This window comes from Sphingomonas longa, assembly GCF_016892685.1.
In the GTDB taxonomy this organism is placed as follows: domain Bacteria; phylum Pseudomonadota; class Alphaproteobacteria; order Sphingomonadales; family Sphingomonadaceae; genus Sphingomonas; species Sphingomonas longa.
This window is the reverse complement of record NZ_JAFEMC010000002.1, coordinates 53,212-71,571: the sequence shown is the minus strand read 5'-3', so window position 1 is coordinate 71,571 and position 18,360 is coordinate 53,212. Positions and strand designations below refer to the sequence as shown.

General features: G+C 67.4%; 8 protein-coding genes. 2 read left to right on the top strand and 6 right to left on the bottom strand.

The window, feature by feature from the left end:
* Positions 1–199: 199 nt before the first annotated feature.
* The gene (locus tag ILT43_RS06385; protein WP_204196780.1) at positions 200–5,938 is read right to left on the bottom strand and encodes an alpha-2-macroglobulin family protein; all 5,739 of its coding nucleotides are present in this window, start codon (positions 5,936–5,938) and stop codon (positions 200–202) included.
* Between the two features lie 133 nt (positions 5,939–6,071).
* Between ILT43_RS06385 and ILT43_RS06380 the strand changes: the two genes are divergently transcribed.
* A complete protein-coding gene (locus ILT43_RS06380; RefSeq protein ID WP_204196779.1) occupies positions 6,072–7,106 on the top strand; it encodes a cupin-like domain-containing protein in 1,035 nt (344 codons plus the stop codon).
* A gap of 271 nt (positions 7,107–7,377) precedes the next feature.
* Here the strand turns inward: ILT43_RS06380 and ILT43_RS06375 are convergent, their stop codons facing one another.
* From ILT43_RS06375 to ILT43_RS06355, 5 genes are read right to left on the bottom strand one after another with little or no spacing between them, the layout of a single operon-like run.
* On the bottom strand, positions 7,378–8,388 hold the full coding sequence (locus ILT43_RS06375; protein ID WP_204196778.1) for a cupin-like domain-containing protein: 1,011 nt from the start codon (positions 8,386–8,388) through the stop codon (positions 7,378–7,380).
* Positions 8,385–9,908: a tryptophan 7-halogenase gene (locus ILT43_RS06370; RefSeq protein WP_204196777.1), complete on the bottom strand. Its 1,524-nt coding sequence runs from the start codon at positions 9,906–9,908 to the stop codon at positions 8,385–8,387. The genes ILT43_RS06375 and ILT43_RS06370 overlap by 4 nt, the downstream gene beginning before the upstream one ends.
* A complete protein-coding gene (locus tag ILT43_RS06365; RefSeq protein ID WP_204196776.1) occupies positions 9,905–11,503 on the bottom strand; it encodes a tryptophan halogenase family protein in 1,599 nt (532 codons plus the stop codon). The genes ILT43_RS06370 and ILT43_RS06365 overlap by 4 nt, the downstream gene beginning before the upstream one ends.
* The gene (locus ILT43_RS06360; protein ID WP_204196775.1) at positions 11,500–13,008 is read right to left on the bottom strand and encodes a tryptophan 7-halogenase; all 1,509 of its coding nucleotides are present in this window, start codon (positions 13,006–13,008) and stop codon (positions 11,500–11,502) included. The genes ILT43_RS06365 and ILT43_RS06360 overlap by 4 nt, the downstream gene beginning before the upstream one ends.
* The gene (locus tag ILT43_RS06355; protein ID WP_204196774.1) at positions 12,984–14,498 is read right to left on the bottom strand and encodes a tryptophan halogenase family protein; all 1,515 of its coding nucleotides are present in this window, start codon (positions 14,496–14,498) and stop codon (positions 12,984–12,986) included. The genes ILT43_RS06360 and ILT43_RS06355 overlap by 25 nt, the downstream gene beginning before the upstream one ends.
* 235 nt (positions 14,499–14,733) lie before the next feature.
* Here ILT43_RS06355 and ILT43_RS06350 point away from each other — a divergent pair, with 235 nt between their 5' ends.
* Positions 14,734–18,276 carry a TonB-dependent receptor gene (locus tag ILT43_RS06350; protein ID WP_204196773.1) on the top strand — a complete coding sequence of 1,181 codons (3,543 nt, stop codon included), beginning with the start codon at positions 14,734–14,736 and terminating at the stop codon, positions 18,274–18,276.
* The last annotated feature ends 84 nt before the right edge of the window (positions 18,277–18,360 follow it).

Sequence of the window (18,360 nt, the reverse complement as noted above, 5' to 3'; positions counted from 1 at the left end):
AGGCCGCCCCACGGTCGCCGGTCACAGCCGAGTCCCGACTGATGCCTTCCGCCCCGCACGTCGCCTGCCGTTCACGCCCATGACCGCGCACCACCCGTCATGCCGGGCTGGTCCCGGCATCCACGATACCGCGCATCCTGACGGATGAGGCGTTCCAAAAAGCGGATGCCGGGATCGACCCGGCACGACGGTGGCAACGTCACCGCATCCCCACCACGACCGGCGCATTGGGTACCGCCGCACGGATCGCGGGGGAGTACATCGCCTCGACCCGGCTGGGCGGCATGCCGAAGCGGCCGGTACCGTTCAGCCGCACGGTGTACGCGACCACGAAGCGCCCACGCGGGACCCACGCGAAATACCCGCGCCATGCGTCGCGGCCACGTTCGACGTACGACGGCTGCACGCCCTCGCCGTCGCCGCTCGCCTGCAACATCGCCGACTGTCCGCCCAAATCGCCGACGATCGTCGCGCCCGCCGGAATCGGGTCGTTGACGACCACCCAGTTGCGCTCCGCGGTGGCGTCGACGGTGATCGTCACCTTCAGCACGTCGCCGCGTGTCAGCCGGCCGGGGTTGCGCGCCTGCACCGGCGTCACCTGCCGCGTCATGCGATAGCCGGCCGACAGAGGCGACTTCAGCGGCACCGCAGCGGATACCGATACCGTCGCCCACGGCCCAGCCCCGCCCGCCTGCGCCATCCGCAGCGGTGTGGGCGCGGCGAGCAGCGGGAAGGACGTCAAATTCTGGTCGCCCGCCAGCGGCCAGCCCTTTGCGATCTGCCGCGCGCCGTACGCCAGCGTCGTCGTGCCCGCCACCGCCTCCGCCGGATACAGCCCGCCGAACTTGCGCGCGACAACCGTGCCCCACGCGTTCGCCGTCGTCGTATCCCAATGCCCGCGGCTCTGGCGCAGCGTGGCGCCGACCATCATCCGCGGCGCATCGTCCTGCCAGCCCGGGCGGCCGAGCGTCACCAACGTCGCCTTGATCGCGGCCTCGTCGCCGGACGACATCAGCCACCACGACTGCGACGATTGGTCCGTCAGGTCGAGCCGCGTGCCCTCATACACCAATCGGGTGCGCAATACGCGCTCGCCCTCCGACTTCAGCGCGGGCCCGTTGGCGAGGCCGGGGATGCGGTCGAGCGCCGCGAGATAGTCGGCCAGCGTCGCGGTCGGCATGTCGGCGGGCGGCATGCCGATCTGGCCGAGCATCGCCGGCATCGCCGACCCGACCCGCGCCAGCGCGGCCAGCGCGGCCACGCGTTGCAGCCGCACGTCGCCATAATCCTCGCGGCGCAGCCGGCCATCGAGCACCGCCTTCATCGCCTCGACCATCCGCGTCTTCGCCGCTTCGGGCAGCGCCAGCCCTGCCTCGCCGGTGATCGACAGGACATAAGCGGTCAGCGCCTCCGACCCAATCATCGTGTCGCCGGGGAAGTAGCGCAGCAGCCCGTCGGGCGCCTGATAGGTCGGGATATCGCCCGCCAACCGCGCCCAGCCCGCCGCATCACCCAGCACGACGATCCGCGACAGCCGCTGTTCGAAGCAATTGTACGGATAACCGCTCATATAATCGCGCACGCCCTTCAGCGACGGCACGAGGCTGTCGTCGAGGCGCACGTCGACGCTGCCCCGGCCCGGCAGCGCGCCTGCCGGCGCCGCGATCGGGATCGTCGAGCCCGCGTTGACGCGCGCCAGCGTCGCCGCCCAGACCTCCACCGGCACCGCAGGCACCACGTCCTGCGTCACCGTGACCTGATCCGTCGCGCGCCCGTCCGATGTGCGTGCCCGCACCTGCCAGCGCAGCGAAGCGACACCATCCGGCGCGGTCAGGTTCCACGCGACCGGAGCGGCACCGCCCGCCGGGATCGTCACCGTCAGCGGCTTGCCCTGCGCCACGCGCGGGAAGACGTCGACGTTCGCCGTCACCGTCATCGGCTTCGCCGATCCGTTGCGCAGCGTAAAGGCGGCGGCATACAGGTCGCCCGTCCGCACCAGCGGCGGCAGGCCGGCATAGATCGACAGGTCCTGCGCGGTACGGATATCCGCGCTGCCGGTGCCGAACAACTGCGCGCCGTCCGTCGCGATCGCCACCAGCTTGAAGGACGACAGCGCGTCGGACAGCGGCACGGCGACGCGCGCCTGACCGCGCGCATCCAGCGCCACCCGCCCGCGCCACAGCAGCACCGGCTGGAAGTTCTCGCGGTTCAGCCCCGACATATCGCCGCCGCCACCGCCGCCGGCCTCCACCGCCTTGCGGCCATAATGGCGCTTGCCGACGACCTGCATCTGCGCGGTCGCGGTCAGGACCGACAACGGCCGCTCTCCCATCTCGGCGGTCAGCACATCCCAGCTGTCGTTAGGCGCAAGCTGCAACAGCGCCTGATCGACCGCGACGAACGCAACGTCGGCGGTACGCGCCGGCTGGCCGTCCGGCCTGCGCACGCGGATCGCCACCTGCGCGATGTCGCGCGGGGCATAGCGGTCGCGATCCGCCTTCACGCCGACCTGCAACCGGTGCGCCTCCCACCCGACCTTCACCTTGGCGATACCGATCCGGTAGGCGGGCTTGGCGAGATCTACAAGCGCAGTCGGCTCCGGCGCGTCGTCGGGCGTGTCCGACAGCCCCAGCGTGCGCGCGATACCGTGCAGCCAGTTCCAGAACCCGCTCGTCGTGCGACCCCGCACGACCATCACCGACACGAACACGTCGGGCGCATATGCCCCCGTCATCGGCACCGACACTACCGGATCGGAGCCCGACAGATGCGTGACGAAGCTGGACAGCACGCCCTCGCGCTCCACCGTCACCAGCGCGGTCGCCTCGCGAAACGGCATCCGCACCTGGAACCGTGCGGTTTCCCCGGACGCATAGGATTGTTGTTCGGGGACAAGGTCCATGCGGTCGCCATTGTCGCCGCCGAACCACCAGTCCTCGTCACCTGCCAGCCACACGCTGCGCACCGCGCGCGCCGTCCGTCCGTCGCTATCGACCGTTGTCGCAACGGCGTAGATTTCGCCCGAGACGCCCGGATCGACCTTGCACTGGGCCAGTCCCTGCGCATCGGTCGTGGCCATGCAATCCGCGTCGATCTTGGTCGTCCGCATCTGGTTGTCATAGGCGTAGAAGCCGCCGATCAGCCGCCGCCGTGCGGTCAGCACCTGTCGGCTGTACAGCGCGACCGCGATCTTTTGGCCCTTGATCCGCTTTCCGCCCGTGTCGAGCGCGACGAAGCGCAGGCGTAGATCGTCTTTCTTCATCAGCCAGCCGTCGGTCTTCACGCCCAATTGCACGCCCGACGCGAAGATCGGGATCGTTCGCGACGCGGTCAGCGTCTCGCCGTTCGCATCGCGATAGTCCATCTCCACCTGCATGTCGGCATTGCCGTCGAGCGACTGCGGCACCTCGATCGTCTGCCGCGCGGTGCCGTCGCCACCCAGCGTCGCGGGCAGGGTCTGTGTCGGCGGCAGTTCGGTCCGCTCCTCCTCGCCGTCGCCGTCGAGCGCCTTGACGCCCTCGGTCACCGCGCGCCCGCCGAAGGTGTAGCCGTCATACCCGTCCGGCGTGGCGCTGTGCGCGAACCAGCCGACGCGCAGGTCGACGCCCAGATTGGACGCGCCGCCACCCGACAGATAGCCGACGAACAGGTCGAGCGGCAGGTTGGCGGGGCGGATCGCCGCCTCCTTCGGCCCGGTCACCGTCGCGCGCATCGTCGGCAGCTTGTACTCGTCGACGCGGAACGACTGGCCGATCTCGATCGATCGCTCCGCTGCCTCGATCGACAGGTCGTAATCGCCCATCGGCGCGCCTTGCGGCGCGGTCCACTGGTTCTCGCCGATCCCGTTCGCGTCGATCTTGAGCGGCAGCTCGAATTGCGTGTCCGACCCGCGATGCGTCAGCTTCAGCGTGCCGGTCACGCCGGGCGCCAGCGCGAAGCCGCTGCCGTTCGGCCGCCGCAGGATGTGCTTCATATGCACCGTCTCGCCCTGCCGGACGAGCGCGCGGTCGAACACGGTGTGGACCATCTCCCCGCGCGCCGAATAGCCGTAGGGCAGGTCGAAGTCGTAGGGGCGGATACCCTCGCCCCATTCGGTTAGTGTGAAGCTGAAATCGCCGTTGCGGCGCGCCGACACCATCAGCGCATGCGATCCGGTCTCGCTCGAACAGTCGCTATACGTTTCCGGCTCGGGCAGGCCGGCGGGTACGTACAGCCCGCCGCTGCGATCGGTGACGCCCCGCGCCAGCAGCCTGCCCGTGCAACTGTCGGTGACGCGCACCTCCGCATTGGCGGCGGGCTTTCCGTCCGACAATTGCGTCACCCAAGCCAGACTCCGCTCGCGGCCCCATTTGAAATGGACCGCCATGTCGGTGACCAGCGCCGCGCTGGCCACGTAGCGCGGCACGTCGCGCCCGAGCAGCGCGCGGCCCAGCACCGGGCTGGCGAGTTCGACGACATAGAAGCCCGGCTTGCTAAGCGGGATGCCGACGACCTCGAAATCCTTGCCCTTGCCCGGCAGCGCAACGGTCATCGCCGCGCCCGAGCCCGCGGTCAGGATCGGTTTCTCGCCGGTGTGGTTGATCCGCACCGTCTCGCCGCCCCGCTCGACCTCCTCGAAACTGGTGTCGTCCGCGCTGTCGACGGTGCGCAGCCATTTGGCGATATCGCCGTCCGAACCGTCGACGCGCATCGTCTGGCCGTTCACCGCCAGCTTCCGCCCCTGCAAGGCCGGCTCGACGTTGCGCACCGTCACCGGCAGCACGCCGCCCTGTTTCGCTTCCAGAATGCCGAAGCCCGCGGCGAACTTCACCAGCGGCGGCGCGACGTCGAAGCGCACCTCCAACGGAAAGCGCTCTGCGTTCGCGAGTGGTCGGCCGCTCTCGTCCTTGATGTCGGCAGGCAGAACCAGCGTAGCCGCAGTGCCGAACGGCAGCGGGTTGGCGAAGGTCACGTCCGATGTCGTCGCCTTCTTGCGATCATCATCGTCGAAGGTCGGCGCGATCGTCTTTCCGTCCGGCGTCCGGATTCGGATCGCCGCCGCCTGGCTCATCGGCACGGGCGCGGTGAAACGGACATACGCCTTCTCGACCGGGCTGCACCCCGCCTGCGGATTGACGCGCGAACATTCGAAGCGAGCGGTGAAAGGCTGGCGGACGGTATAGTCGAAACGCTGGTCCGCGCCCGCCAGCTTGCCGCCCGCCCCGGCGATGTTCGCGCCCCATACCAGCGCCACGTCGCGGCCCGGCGGCAACGGACGGCGGCATTTCAGTGCGGTTACCGTCGACAGCAGCGGCTGGCGATCCGGCGCGCTCGCCGGGATAGCCGTCGGCAGGCCCGCGCTTTCCAGGAAGCTGCGCACCTCCCATTGCCCGGTGCCCATCTTGCCCAGCAACTCGCCCGCCAGACTGGCCGGCAGCACGTCGACGGCGATCCGTTCGCCGATCCCGTCGACCGCACAGTAAGCGTTGGCCGCGACGGACGCGGGGGTCGCGGCCATGTTCGCGGCGACGAGGAACACCTGATCCTCCTCGATATTGCGCCCCTGCCCCGGCAGCACCACACGCGCCACCGGCCCGCCCGCATCCACCTTGAAGCTCTGCTGGCCCGCCAGCGCATAGCCGCTCGCGCTCTTCAGACCGTCGCGCGTTTTCATCTCGCACGCGGTGCCGCCCGGCAGCGGCGTCGCGAATTCCCAGACATAGGTCTGCTGATCGACCCAGCGCCCCTCGCCGCCGACCGCGCACTGAACCGTCAGCGGTCCCTCCGCCCGGGGATCGCCCAGTGCGACCATCGGCTGGCTGAAACGGATCGTGAAGCGCTCGATCGACCCATTGCCGACGCCGGGCGTCGCCATCGTGACCTGTGGCGCACTGTCGCCGAACGCCGTCAGCGGCGCGAGCGCAAGCGCCAGCAGCGCGATCCGAACCGTCAGCTTCATCGTACCCCGTCCCCGCCACTTGCAATCAGGCTAAGCTCCCGCGCGAACAAGTCCAGTGGGAGCTGACGTTGGCAACGCCGGCAGGCCATGGTTTCCGGTGGTCGCCGCAGCCGGGATCCTGTAGGATTCGCACGTGCTTCGACACTCGTCCGCCCCCGACCGCCGCGTCGCCGAACGATCCGCCGTCGACGGTGAGACCTTCGCGCGCGAGGTCGTGGGCGAATACCGGCCGATAATCCTGCGCGGGCAGGTCAGGCGCTGGGCCGCCGTCCGGGCGAGTGGCGGCGGCGACCGGGCGATGGCCGAATATCTGGCGGCGTTCGGCGGCGGCAAACCGCTCGACGTGATGATCGGCGCGCCGGAGATCGCCGGGCGATTCTTCTACAACCACGATCTCAGCGGCTTCAATTTCCAGCGGCAACATGTCGCGCTCGGCCAGTTGCTGGGCGAGCTGCTCCGCTTCGCCGAGCAGGACGTCGCCTCACCGCACGCGCTGTACGCCAATGCCGCGACCGCGCCCGAGCATCTGCCCGGCTGGGACGCCGACAACGCGCTGGACCTGCCGACCGGCGATGCGCCGGCCCGTCTCTGGATCGGCAACGCCACCCGCGTCGCGACCCATTACGACCAGTCCAACAACATCGCCTGCGTCGTTCACGGCCGCCGCCGCTTCACGCTGTTCCCCCCCGAGCAGATCGCGAACCTGTATATCGGGCCGCTCGACAACACGCTGGCCGGGCCGCCGTCGAGCATGGCCGACCCGGAAACCCCCGATCTCGACCGATATCCCCGCTTCGCCGAGGCGCTGGAACACGCACAGGTCGCCGAGCTGGAACCGGGGGATGCGATCTTCGTGCCGGCGATCTGGTGGCATCACGTCGCCGCGCTCGACCCGTTCAACGTGCTGGTGAACTATTGGTGGAATCACGAGGAGACGGCGTCGCCGTTCGGCGCGCTGATCCACGCGTTGATGAGCGTCCGCGATCTGCCGCCACCACAGAAGGCGGCGTGGCGGGCATGGTTCGACCATTACGTATTCGATGCCGACGCCGACACGGTGGCGGCACACCTCCCCGAGCACGCGCGCGGCGTCCTCGCGAGGGGCAGCCCCGCAAGGACCGAAAGGCTGCGTGGATTCCTGATCCGCATGCTCGGAGGAAAGGTCTGACTTGGGCCTGCGTCCGTAACGGGATGTAGCCGTTCGCGCCGATCGCTCCCGCACCCACCACCGGTCCCTAGTAGTTCCTTCAGCCACGAACCAACCATGTCTCCCCGCGAAGGCGGGGACCCAGTACTGGGCTCCCGCCTCCGCGGGAGCATACGGGCGCTGGGCAGGTCGCTATCCGTGCTGGAGGCGGATCAGTAGAGCCAGCCCAGCGCAACAATACAGCTAGGGCGATCGTCGTCCTCCCAGCCCAAACATTGCCCCGGCCGGACGGTCAGCCCCGCGAAAAACTGTCGAGCAACGTCGCCCGCATCCGTGCCGCCGTCGTGGCGTCGGCGGTGCCGAGCACGCCCTTCACGTCGTCCGGCAGGTGCGCGGCCGGTTCGCCGTTCATGCGGAAGACGAGGTGCTCGAACACGTCGCGGTACACGCCGCGCTGATCCTGCGGCAGTGACCCGATCGCGACCAGCGCGTGCAGCAGCGCGTCGTACGGATTGCCCATCCCCGTCCGCGCCGGGTTCCACCAATAGTTGACGAACGCGTTGATCGGATCCAGCGACACGACCGCATGCCACCAGTGGAACGGGATGTAGATCGCGTCGCCCGGCTCCAGCGTCGCCGATCGCCCGACCTTCGCCGCCTCCGCGAAGCGGGGGTAGCGGTCGAGATCCGGCGCGTCGGGATCGACCAGACTGATCGGCGTCCCCGCCGGCGTCAGTTCCAGCGGCCCCATATACAGGTTTGCTATCTGGTCGGGCGGGAACAGCGTGAAGCGCCGTCGGCCCATCACGACGACGCCGATATTTTCCATCAGGTCGTAATGCGTCGCGACGCGGATCGCATTGCCCAGCCACATGCGCGGCACCACCGCGGGCGGCAGCAGTCCGCTCTCGTTCGAATCCGCGAAGCCGGGCAGCAATTGCGGCAACGGCACCGACTGGATCGCCATCGCATAGGGTTGCGCATGATCGCGGTCCCGCAGCAGCCGGTCTAGGAACGGATCGAGCGGCGTCTGCCCGCGCACGAAGTTCAGGCTCTTCAGGTCGGGCGTGTAGAAGAACCGCCCCTCGATCGATGGCTCGCCAAGGATCGCGGACACCGGCTGCGGATGGCTGAACCGCTTCAGGTAACCGACGCCCTCCTCCGCCGATGCGTGCGCCGCGACGACCGCCGGCCAATCGCGGCCGAGCCCGCGCAGCACGACGGGTTGCGCGGCGGGGCGCACCTCCTCCTCGAACGTGCGGCGATCGATGCGATCGATCTCGGGCAGCGGCGGATAGGTCACGCGGCGACCGCCAGTTCGCAACCGATACGGCGCAGATACTCGTCCTGCTCCGGCATCAGCGTCGCAGTGTCCGCCACGACCTGACGGATGTGCTGCAGCCGCGACAACGTCTCGGTGTCCGACAGCAGGTCCGCGGCAGGGTGGTATCCGCCCGCCTCGATCCCCTGCCCGACCATCACCGACAGCCAACTCGTCTCCGTGAACAGTTCCTCTCCCTCTCGGAAGATCCGGCCGTTCAGGCGGAACATCGCCAGCTTGTCGGCCAGCCCCGCCGGCGGTTCCAGCGTCCGGCAATAATCCCAGAACGGCGTGTCGGTCCGCTCCGTCGCCTTGTAGTGGAGGATCAGGAAATCGCGGATGTCGAGGTAATCGGCGACATGCGCGGCGTTGAACCGATCGATCTCCAGCCGGTCGAAGCGCTTCGTGGGCCAATAGGTCATCAACCGGGCGATCGCGGACTGCACCAGATGGATGCTTGTCGATTCCAGCGGCTCCAGGAACCCGCCCGCCAGTCCGAGCGCGACGACGTTGCCGACCCAGGCACGGCGACGATGCCCGGCGGTGAAGCGCAGCGGTCGCGGATCGGCGATCGGCCGGCCGTCGAGGTTCGCCAGCAACGTCGCCGTTGCCTCGTCGTCTGAAATATGCGCCGACGAATAGACATAGCCATTGCCGATCCGGTGCTGGAGCGGGATGCGCCATTGCCAGCCCGCGCCGCGCGCAGTGGACCGGGTCAGCGGCTGGCGGTCGCCGCCATTCTCGCATGGAACCGCCACCGCACGGTCGCAGGGCAGCCAACTGCTCCAGTCCTCGAAGCCCGCGGCCATCTCGCCCTCGATCAGCAGCCCGCGAAAGCCCGAGCAGTCGATGAACAGGTCACCCGCGACCCGCTTGCCCGATTGCAGCAGCACCGCCGCGACATGGCCGCTCTCGCCGTCGCGCTCGACGCCGACGATCCGCCCCTCGGTCCGGGTCGCGCCGTTCCCCTCCGCCAGCCGCCGCAGGAAGCGTGCGTACAGCCCCGCATCGAACTGGTACGCATAGCCCAGCTTGGACAGGGGGGAGCCCGGCTGGTCCGGCCGCGGATGCGCGAAGCGGCCCTGCGAGCCGCCGACGATCGCCAGCGAATAGGCGTCGAGTGGCGTCGGATCGCCCAACACCCTGCCCTTCAGCCAGTGGTGATGGAACTCGATCCCCTTCATATCCAGCCCATAGAAGCCGAACGGGTGGACGTAGCGGTGGCCGGGCCGCACCCAGTCGACGAACTCGATGCCCGACTTATAGGTCGCCCGCGTCTCCCGCATGAATTCGGCTTCGTCGATGCCGAGCATCTTGTTGAACAGCACGATCTGCGGGATCGTCGCCTCGCCGACGCCGACCGTCCCGATCTCCTCCGACTCCACCAGCTCGATCGACAGTCCCGGTATCTCCCCCAGCACGCGGGTGATCGCCGCCGCCGTCATCCAGCCGGCGGTGCCGCCGCCGACGATCACGACGCGGCGGATGGCGTCCTCCCTCACAGCGGGTTCGCCGAAAAGTTGAACGGCGTTTCCGACGCAAAGGCGAAATTGGGCTCGTCCTTCACCGCCGCGACCGGCGGGGCTGCGTTGGCCAGCGTCGCGCCGGTGTGCCGCAGGAAGTCGGCATGCGTCGGCAACTGGTCCGCGACCTGTAAATAGTCGCGGCGCATCTGTTCCAGCGCGGTGGCAACCTTGTCCTCGTCCAGCGCGTCGACCGCCGGCTCGTACTCGTCGGGCACGATATGCTGGCCGAGGCACACCGCGACCCAGCTCGTCGTCGCGAACAGGTCGCGCCCCTCGCGGAAGACGCGGCCTTTCGCGCGAAACAGGTCGATCTTGCGCTGAAGGCTGTCGGGAATGTCCATCGTGCGGCACCGATCCCAAAACGGCGTGTCGCTGCGCCGGGTCGCCTTGTAGTGCAGGATCACGAAATCCCGCACGTCGGCGTAAAGCTCGTCCATCTGGCTGTTATATTCGTCGCGTTCGACGGGGTCGAAACGACGGTCGGGAAACAGCGCAATCAGTTTCGCGATACCGGACTGGACGAGGTGGATCGACGTCGATTCCAGCGGCTCGACAAACCCCGACGACAGCCCCAGCGCGACGACGTTGCGGTTCCAGCCCAGTTTCCGCCGTCCCGTCGTGAACGAAAGATGCCGCGGCTCCGCCAGCGGGTCGCCCTCCAGATTCGCGAGCAGCTCACGCTCCGCCGCCTCGGCCGTCAGGAATTCGCTGCAATAGACCAGGCCGTTGCCCATCCGCTGCTGCAACGGAATGCGCCATTGCCAGCCCGCGCTGCGCGCGGTGGCGCGGGTGAAGGGGTCGGGATCACCCGAGTAGCGGCTCGGCACCGCAACCGCGCGGTCGCAGGGCAGCCAGTGCCGCCAGTCCTCATATCCGGTGTGCAGCGCCTCCTCGATCAGGAGCCCGCGAAACCCAGAGCAATCGATGAACAGTTCGCCCCCGACGGATCGCCCGTCCTCCAACGTCACCGCGGCGACATGGCCGTCCTCCGGCCGCAGCGCCACGTCGACGATCTTGCCCTCCAGTCGCTGCACGCCATTGCCCTCGGCGAAGCGGCGCAGGAAGCGGGCGTAGAGCGCCGCGTCGAAATGATAGGCGTAGAGCAGGTCCTTGACCGCTGATTGCGCGTTGGGGCCGGGCGTCGCGAACTTGCCCGCCTGCGCCGCTACCGCGCTCATCGACCAGGCGGAGATGTCCTGCATCACCCGGCGCTTGCGCTCGCGTAGATAGAGTTGGTGGAAATGCACGCCGCCCAGGTCGTGACCGTGCGAGCCGAACGGATGAAAATAGCGTTCGCCGACATCGCCCCAGCCCGCGAATTCGATGCCCAGCTTGTACGTACCGCCGGTCTCACGAACGAAATCATGTTCGTTGATGCCGAGCATGCGGTTGAACGTGAGCAGCGGCGGGATCGTCGCCTCGCCGACGCCGACCGTGCCGATCTCCTCCGATTCGATCAGCGTCACGCGCGTGACCCCGTTGTTGAGGAAGCGCGACATCGCGGCGGCGGCCATCCAGCCGGCGGTGCCGCCGCCGACGATGACGACGTTGCTGATCGTGTGTTCGTTCATCGGGCAATCCGTTTCATCTGGGCGGCATGATGGTCGGCGGCAGTCGGAAATCGCGGCAGCGCGCGCATGATCGCGGCGCGATATGCGGCCATCGCGGCGTCCGAGTGGTCGGGCGGGGTCGCGCCGATCAGCGGGTCGGTCCGCCGTGGCAGGAAACCCTGACCCAGCAGCACCGCCAGCCAATCGTCGCGCGCAAACGTCTCTTCCTCGAAGAAGCGCAGCCGGCCGCGCTCGGCGAACAGCGCCAGCGTGCTCGTCAGGCTCTCGGGTAAGTCGGCAGGCACCTGCCAGAACGGCTCCGGCCGCCGCGCAGCGACGTAATGGCACAGGACGAAATCGCGCACGCGAACGACCTCCGCCGCCGCTTGCCGATTATAGTCCGCGATTTCGAGCGGGTGGCAGGCGCGGCCGGGCATCATCGACACGATCCGGTCGATCGCACTCTGCGCGAGGTGCAGGTTCGTCCAGTCGAGTGGCTCGATCACCGTCGCCGCATCCCCGATCGCCACGCAGTTGCGCGCCCACGCGTTCGGCCGCGTGCCCTGCTCGAAGGCGACGACATCCCCCTCGACCGGCGAACGCGCCCCGTCCGCCGCCGTAAAGCCGCTGGCATAGCACCGCCCGCGCAACGTCCGACCCGGCGCGCGCGTCGTCCACTGCCAGCCGGCTTCGTGCGCGACGACGTGGTCGAGCGGAGACGGCGGCTCGGCCGGCCCGTCCGCCTGCACCAGCCGATCGCAGCGCAGCCAGCGGCTCCAGTCCTCCCAATCTCTATCGATCCGCCCGCGCACGACGCCCGCCGGACCTGCGGCATCCACGAACAGGTCGCCCTCGACGACGCTGCCGTCCGACAGCACGACAGCCTCGACGAAGCCGTCGTCGCCGCGCAAGCGCACCTCCGCGACTTCACCGTCCTGCACCGCAACGCCCAGATGCCGCCCGAACGCCGCCAGCATCGCGCGATAGCGGTCGATGTCGAGCACCAGCCCCGGCTGCACCCCCGCGAACGGAGCCTCGGGTTCCACCCCCGCCGGCACGATCCGCCCGGCCCGCGCCAGCATCGCCGCGGGGGAATGCGCGTCGAAGGGCGCAGCGCCGCCAGCCTGCGCCGCCCGCACCCAGTGGTGGTGGAACGACGCCGTCCCGAACGGCTGCCCATAGGGTCCATACGCATGGACGTACCCCGGCAGCCCCTCCGCCCAACCCTCGAATAGCGTACCCGATCGCCACGTGCCGCCCGCGCGCAGCACCGCATCCTCCTCGCTCAGGCCCAGATCGTCGTGAAAGCCGACCGTCGAGGGCAGCGTCTGCGCGATCCGGTCGGCGAGCGCGTTCGCCGGCGGCTCGGTCGCAACGATCGTCACCGCCAGCCCCGGCACCCGGCGCCGGAGCGCGACGGCGGCGGACCATCCGACAATGCCGCCGCCGATCACCACGACGCTGCGGATCGGTTCGTCCACGCCGTGCCGCCCCGACAGGGTCACGCCGCGACCGGCATCGGACAATACTCCGCCAGATAGGACCGGTGATCCGGCATCGCGCCGACCGCGGTGCGGATCTCCGCCTGCATCTGCTCCATGCCCGCCACCAGACTGTCGACCGATGGCCCCGCCGCGCGCGGGTCGTAACCGGCGGGCATCACCCGCTGGCCGAGATAGACCGACACCCAACTGGCATCGAGGAACGCCCCTTCCCGGTACTTGACGATGCGACCCCGCCGCCGGAACAGCTCCATCTTCTCCGCAAGACTGTCCGGGATCGGCATCGTCCGCACGTAATTCCAGAACTCGGAATCGTCGCGCTCGGTGGCGTGATAATGGAGGATCAGGAAGTCGCGGACGCGGTCATATTCCATGTTGACGATGCGGTTGAACTCGTCGCGATCGACCGACGACGCGCGGCGTTCGGGAAACAACTCCACCAGCGCGGTGATGGCCTGCTGGACGAGGTAGAGGCTGGTCGATTCCAGCGGTTCGAGGAAGCCGCCCGCCAGCCCGATCGCGACGACGTTATGCGCCCATGCCCGCTCCCGTCGTCCAGCGGTGAACTTCAGCACGCGCGGGGTGGCGAGCGGCGTCCCCTCCACTACGGCGGTCAGCGCGTCGGCGCCGGCCTCCTCCGACACGAAGCCGCTCGCAAAGACATAACCGTTGCCGGTGCGGTGCTGGAGCGGGATGCGCCAGCGCCAGCCGGACGGCATCGCGACGGCGCTGGTGAAGGGGGTGACCGCCGTCTCGGTGCGGCACGGCAGGGCGACCGCACGATCCGCGGGCAGCCAGCGCGACCAGTCCTGAAATGGTTCGCCCAGCGCCTTGCCGATCAACAGCGCCGCAAAGCCGGAACAGTCGACGAACAGGTCGCCCTCGATCCGCCGGCCGTCCTCCAGCACGACAGCGTTGACATCGCCGCTCCCGCCGTCGCGCCCGACATCGACGATCCGGCCCTCGCTCCGGCGGGCGCCGAGCGCCTCCGCGAACCGACGCAGATAGGGCGCAAAGGCCACCGCATCGAACTGATAGGCATAGCCGAAAGTCGACGCGATCTGCCGCGCATCGGTGGAGGGTTGCGCGAAGCGGTTGGTCCTCGCCAGCGTGCACGCCATCGAGAATGCCTCGATCGGCGGCAATTCGATGCCGGCGTGCAGCAGGCGGGTATAATAATGATGAAACTGCACGTCGCCGGTGCCGCGGCCGAACGTACCGAACGGGTGGATGTAGCTGTCGCCGATCCGCCCCCAGTCGCGGAACTCGATACCCAGTTTGAACGTCGCGCGGGTCGTCGCCATGAAATCGGCCTCGACGATGCCGAGCCGTTCGTTGAAGGCGCGGATGTGCGGCAGCGTCGCCTCGCCCACGCCGATGATGCCGATCGCCTCCGACTCGATCAGATGCACGTCGCAGCGGTCGGGCAGCAATTTGGCGAGCGCAGCCGCGGTCATCCAGCCGGAGGTACCGCCACCGACCACCACAACCCGTTGACGCGTTGCCGTCTCCATCCACTCCGTCCCGGTTCGGGGCACGGCTGCGTGGCCGTGCTTCTGCCGTTTCATACCAGTTACATGGAGGTTGGACAGAGCCGACCGCGACATTCCAGCAACGGTCCGGCATTTTTTGGTAGCGCGAACATTTCCGCTTGCGACACCTGAAGTGCAATCGTAACATTTGGGTTGAACGATGCTGCGTGGTCAAACCGCGACAAGACGTCGTCTTTATGTTTGGGGAGGGGTCTGAATGTCCGCCAATTATATGACTTTGGAGCTTGCGGCGAATACACGCCGTGGCAAGAAAGCCGTGCTGCTGGGTGTGTCCGCGACCGCGATGTGGGTGTTCGCGTTGAGCGCGCCGGCCTACGCACAGACGGGTGCTGTCAGCGGCCAGAACACTGCCGGATCGGCGACATCGACCAACACGCCGGGCGGCGATCCGGCGGCTCAGCAAAATGCGACAGGCGCACAGGCCGACGATGCTGTGTCTCCTGATGACATCGTTGTCACCGGCATTCGTCAAAGCCTCGCGAACGCCCAGAACATCAAACGCAACTCCGATACCGTCGTGGACGCGATCACCGCGCAGGACATCGGCGCCCTGCCCGATCGTTCCGTGACGGAAGCGTTGCAGCGCGTGCCCGGCGTCTCGATCAACCGCTTCGCCGGCAACAACGACCCCGACCATTTCTCGGTTGAGGGTTCGGGCGTGAACGTGCGCGGCCTGAACTTCGTGCGATCCGAATTCAACGGACGCGATACGTTTTCGGCGGGCATCGGTGGTCAAGCGATCAACTTCGCCGACGTGCCGTCCGAACTGCTCGGCTCGGTCGAGGTCTACAAGAACGCGACCGCCGACCTGATCGAGGGTGGTCTGGCCGGAACCGTCAACCTCAACACGCGCAAGCCGTTCGACAACAAGGGCTTCCACATCGGTGGCGGTGTCGAGGCGAACTATGGCGATTTCGCGAAGAAATGGTCGCCGACCGGTTCGATCTTGGTCACCAACACCTGGAATACCGGACTCGGCACGTTCGGCATCCTCGCCAACGCCTCCTATTCGCGCTTGAAGAGCCGCGCCGACGGTATCCAGGTCACCAACTTCCAGACCCGCGACGGCATCCAGGCCGCGACGGGCACGGGGACCAATACCACCGTCACCTGCCGCAACCAGTTGCCCGGCAACACGGACGCCAACACGTTGCTGCCCGGCAACGTCAACGGCGTCGGCGGCGCGTCCTTCCCCAATCCGTCGAACATCTGCGGCAACACCGGCATCGCGGGTGCGGACGGCTTCGCCGACCCGCTCGGCATCGCCTATGCCCCGATCGGCGGTCAGTTCCGCAGCCAGGATTACGACCGCAAGCGCGACGGACAGGCGCTGGCCGTCCAGTGGCAGAGCAACGACGAGCGCACCTCGCTGACGGCGCAGTTCCTGCGCACGCATTCCAGCAACGCCTGGGGCGAGCACACGTTTGAAACCGCGCCCGATCTGTCGGAATACAACACCTATCCCGCGGGCTGCCAGCAGAACGGCAATGGTCCGCTGAACGGCGCGAACAATGCCACAACGCGGGCGGAATGCGCGCTCGGTACCGGCGGGAACTTCGTGTTCGGCGAAAATCAGCGCGGTAATGGCTACAACCCTGCCGGCAACTCGTATCCGAATTTCGCGTATGACCAGAATGGTCTGTTCCAGAGCGGCTTCATCACGCTGCCCGGCTCCGGTTGGCGCACCGCGTCGAGCGGGTCGCCGACGACGACCGTTCCCACCGGCGGCATGCAGCAATCGCTGTCGCGTCGTCAGGTCTATGACGAGAATCTGGTCAAGGATGCCGGCTTCAACCTGAAGATCAATCCGGACGATCATTGGTCGATCAACCTCGACGCGGACTATACCTATGCGCGGCACCAGGTTACCGACCTGAGCGTGTTCGGCTCGACCTTTGCCGACGAAGAGCTGGACCTGACGGGCAAGCTGCCGGTCGTCACCCCGCACAAGCCGCTGACGCTGTCGGCGAATTGGGCAGCCCCCAACCCGGCAATGGCCGCCGCCAGCGACTCCGAATATTTCCAGAGCCGTGATTTCCAGTTCTGGCGCGCGGCGATGGACCACATCGAGGATAGCGTCGGCGACGAGTACCAGATCAAGGGCGATTTCGCGTACAAGTTCGATGACGGCAACTTCCTCCAGCGCGTCAAGTTCGGTGCGCGCTATGCCGAACGCCAGCAGGACGTGCGCTACACCGCCTATAACTGGGGTGCGATCAGTGAAGTCTGGTCGGGTGCGCCGGTGACGTTCAACCAGGGCGATACCAGCCGCTCGTCGCTCTATTCGTTCGACAACTTCTATCGCGGCCAGACCAATGCGCCGCCCACTGCCCATTTCTACAATGGCGACCTGATCAAGGGCTACGACAGCGCGGTCCAGTTCTTCCAGGCGCAGAACGACATCTGGCGCAACACCAATGGCGCGACCGCCAGCAACCGTTTCGTGGGAGCTGGCCAGCGCGCGGGCGCAATCGCGGGTACGGCGTACCTGCCTTCCGAGGTATCCAACGTCCGTCAGGAAGACACGGCCGCCTACGCGATGCTCCAGTTCGGCAACAACGAACCGTTGTTCGGCGATGTCCGCGTCTCGGGCAATGTCGGTTTGCGCTACGTTCACACCGCCAACGCCTCGCGGACCGCGACCGCAGTGCCGAACCGTACCGAGCTCGGCGTAGTCGATCCATTTGCGGTACGCTGCGTCGCCACGTCCCGCACGCTGCCCGACGGCACTGTGCAGGTCACGCAGCCGAGTGGCGTGTGTAACCTCGGCGAGGCCGAATACACGCGCCTCCGCACGTTCGCCACCGACGGTTACGCATCGCAGCCGGCGTCCTTCTCGAACAGCTATCATTACTTCCTGCCAAGCGCGAACCTGAAGTTCGGCGTAACGCGCGACCTGATCGTGCGCCTCGCCGGGTCGAAGGTGCTGACTCGTCCGGACTTCGCGAACATCCGTCCCTACGTCACCTATGCACTGGAACCGGGATCGGGCACCGTCACGATCAACGCGGGCAACCCGTATCTGAAGCCCGCAACCGCATGGCAGTTCGACGCGACGATCGAGTGGTATTTCGGGCGTGTCGGGCAGTTGTCGTTCGACGCCTTCTACAAGACCGTCGATGGCTTCTTCTACCAGTCGCTGGTCAACCGGTCGGTGACGAACAACGGCATCACCCAGAACATCCAGGCGCGCGGCCCGGCCAATTACGATGGCAAGGGCAAGATCAAGGGCTTCGAGGTCGCATATCAGCAGACGTTCGACTTCCTGCCGGGATTGCTCAACGGCTTCGGCTTCAACGGCAACTATACCTATATCGAAAGCTCGGGCTTGCCGAACTCGTTCCTGAACGGAGGCACGCCGTCGTCCAATTCGACGGTCGCGAAGGGTAATCTGCCGCTGGAGGGACTATCGAAGCACAACTTCAACGCGACGTTGTTCTACGAGAAGGGGCCGATCTCGCTGCGGGCAGCCTACAACTGGCGTTCGCGGTTCCTGTTGACGGCGGCGGACGTGATCTTCCCCTACACGTCGATCTTCAACGACAAGACCGGACAGCTTGACGCCTCGGCGTTCATAAACATCAACCGCTACGTGAAGCTTGGCGTGCAGGGCGTGAACCTGACGAATACCACGACCAAGTTGTTGCAGGCTTACAAGGCGGGTTCGAACGACCTCGCTCCGCGGTCCTACTTCACCAACGACCGGCGCTATTCGATCATCCTGCGCGCCAACTACTGATCCACACCCCGGGATGACATGGGGGAGGCGGCACGCCCGTGCCGCCTCCCCTTCTTTTTTGCCCGACGTTGCGATGCCGCGCCG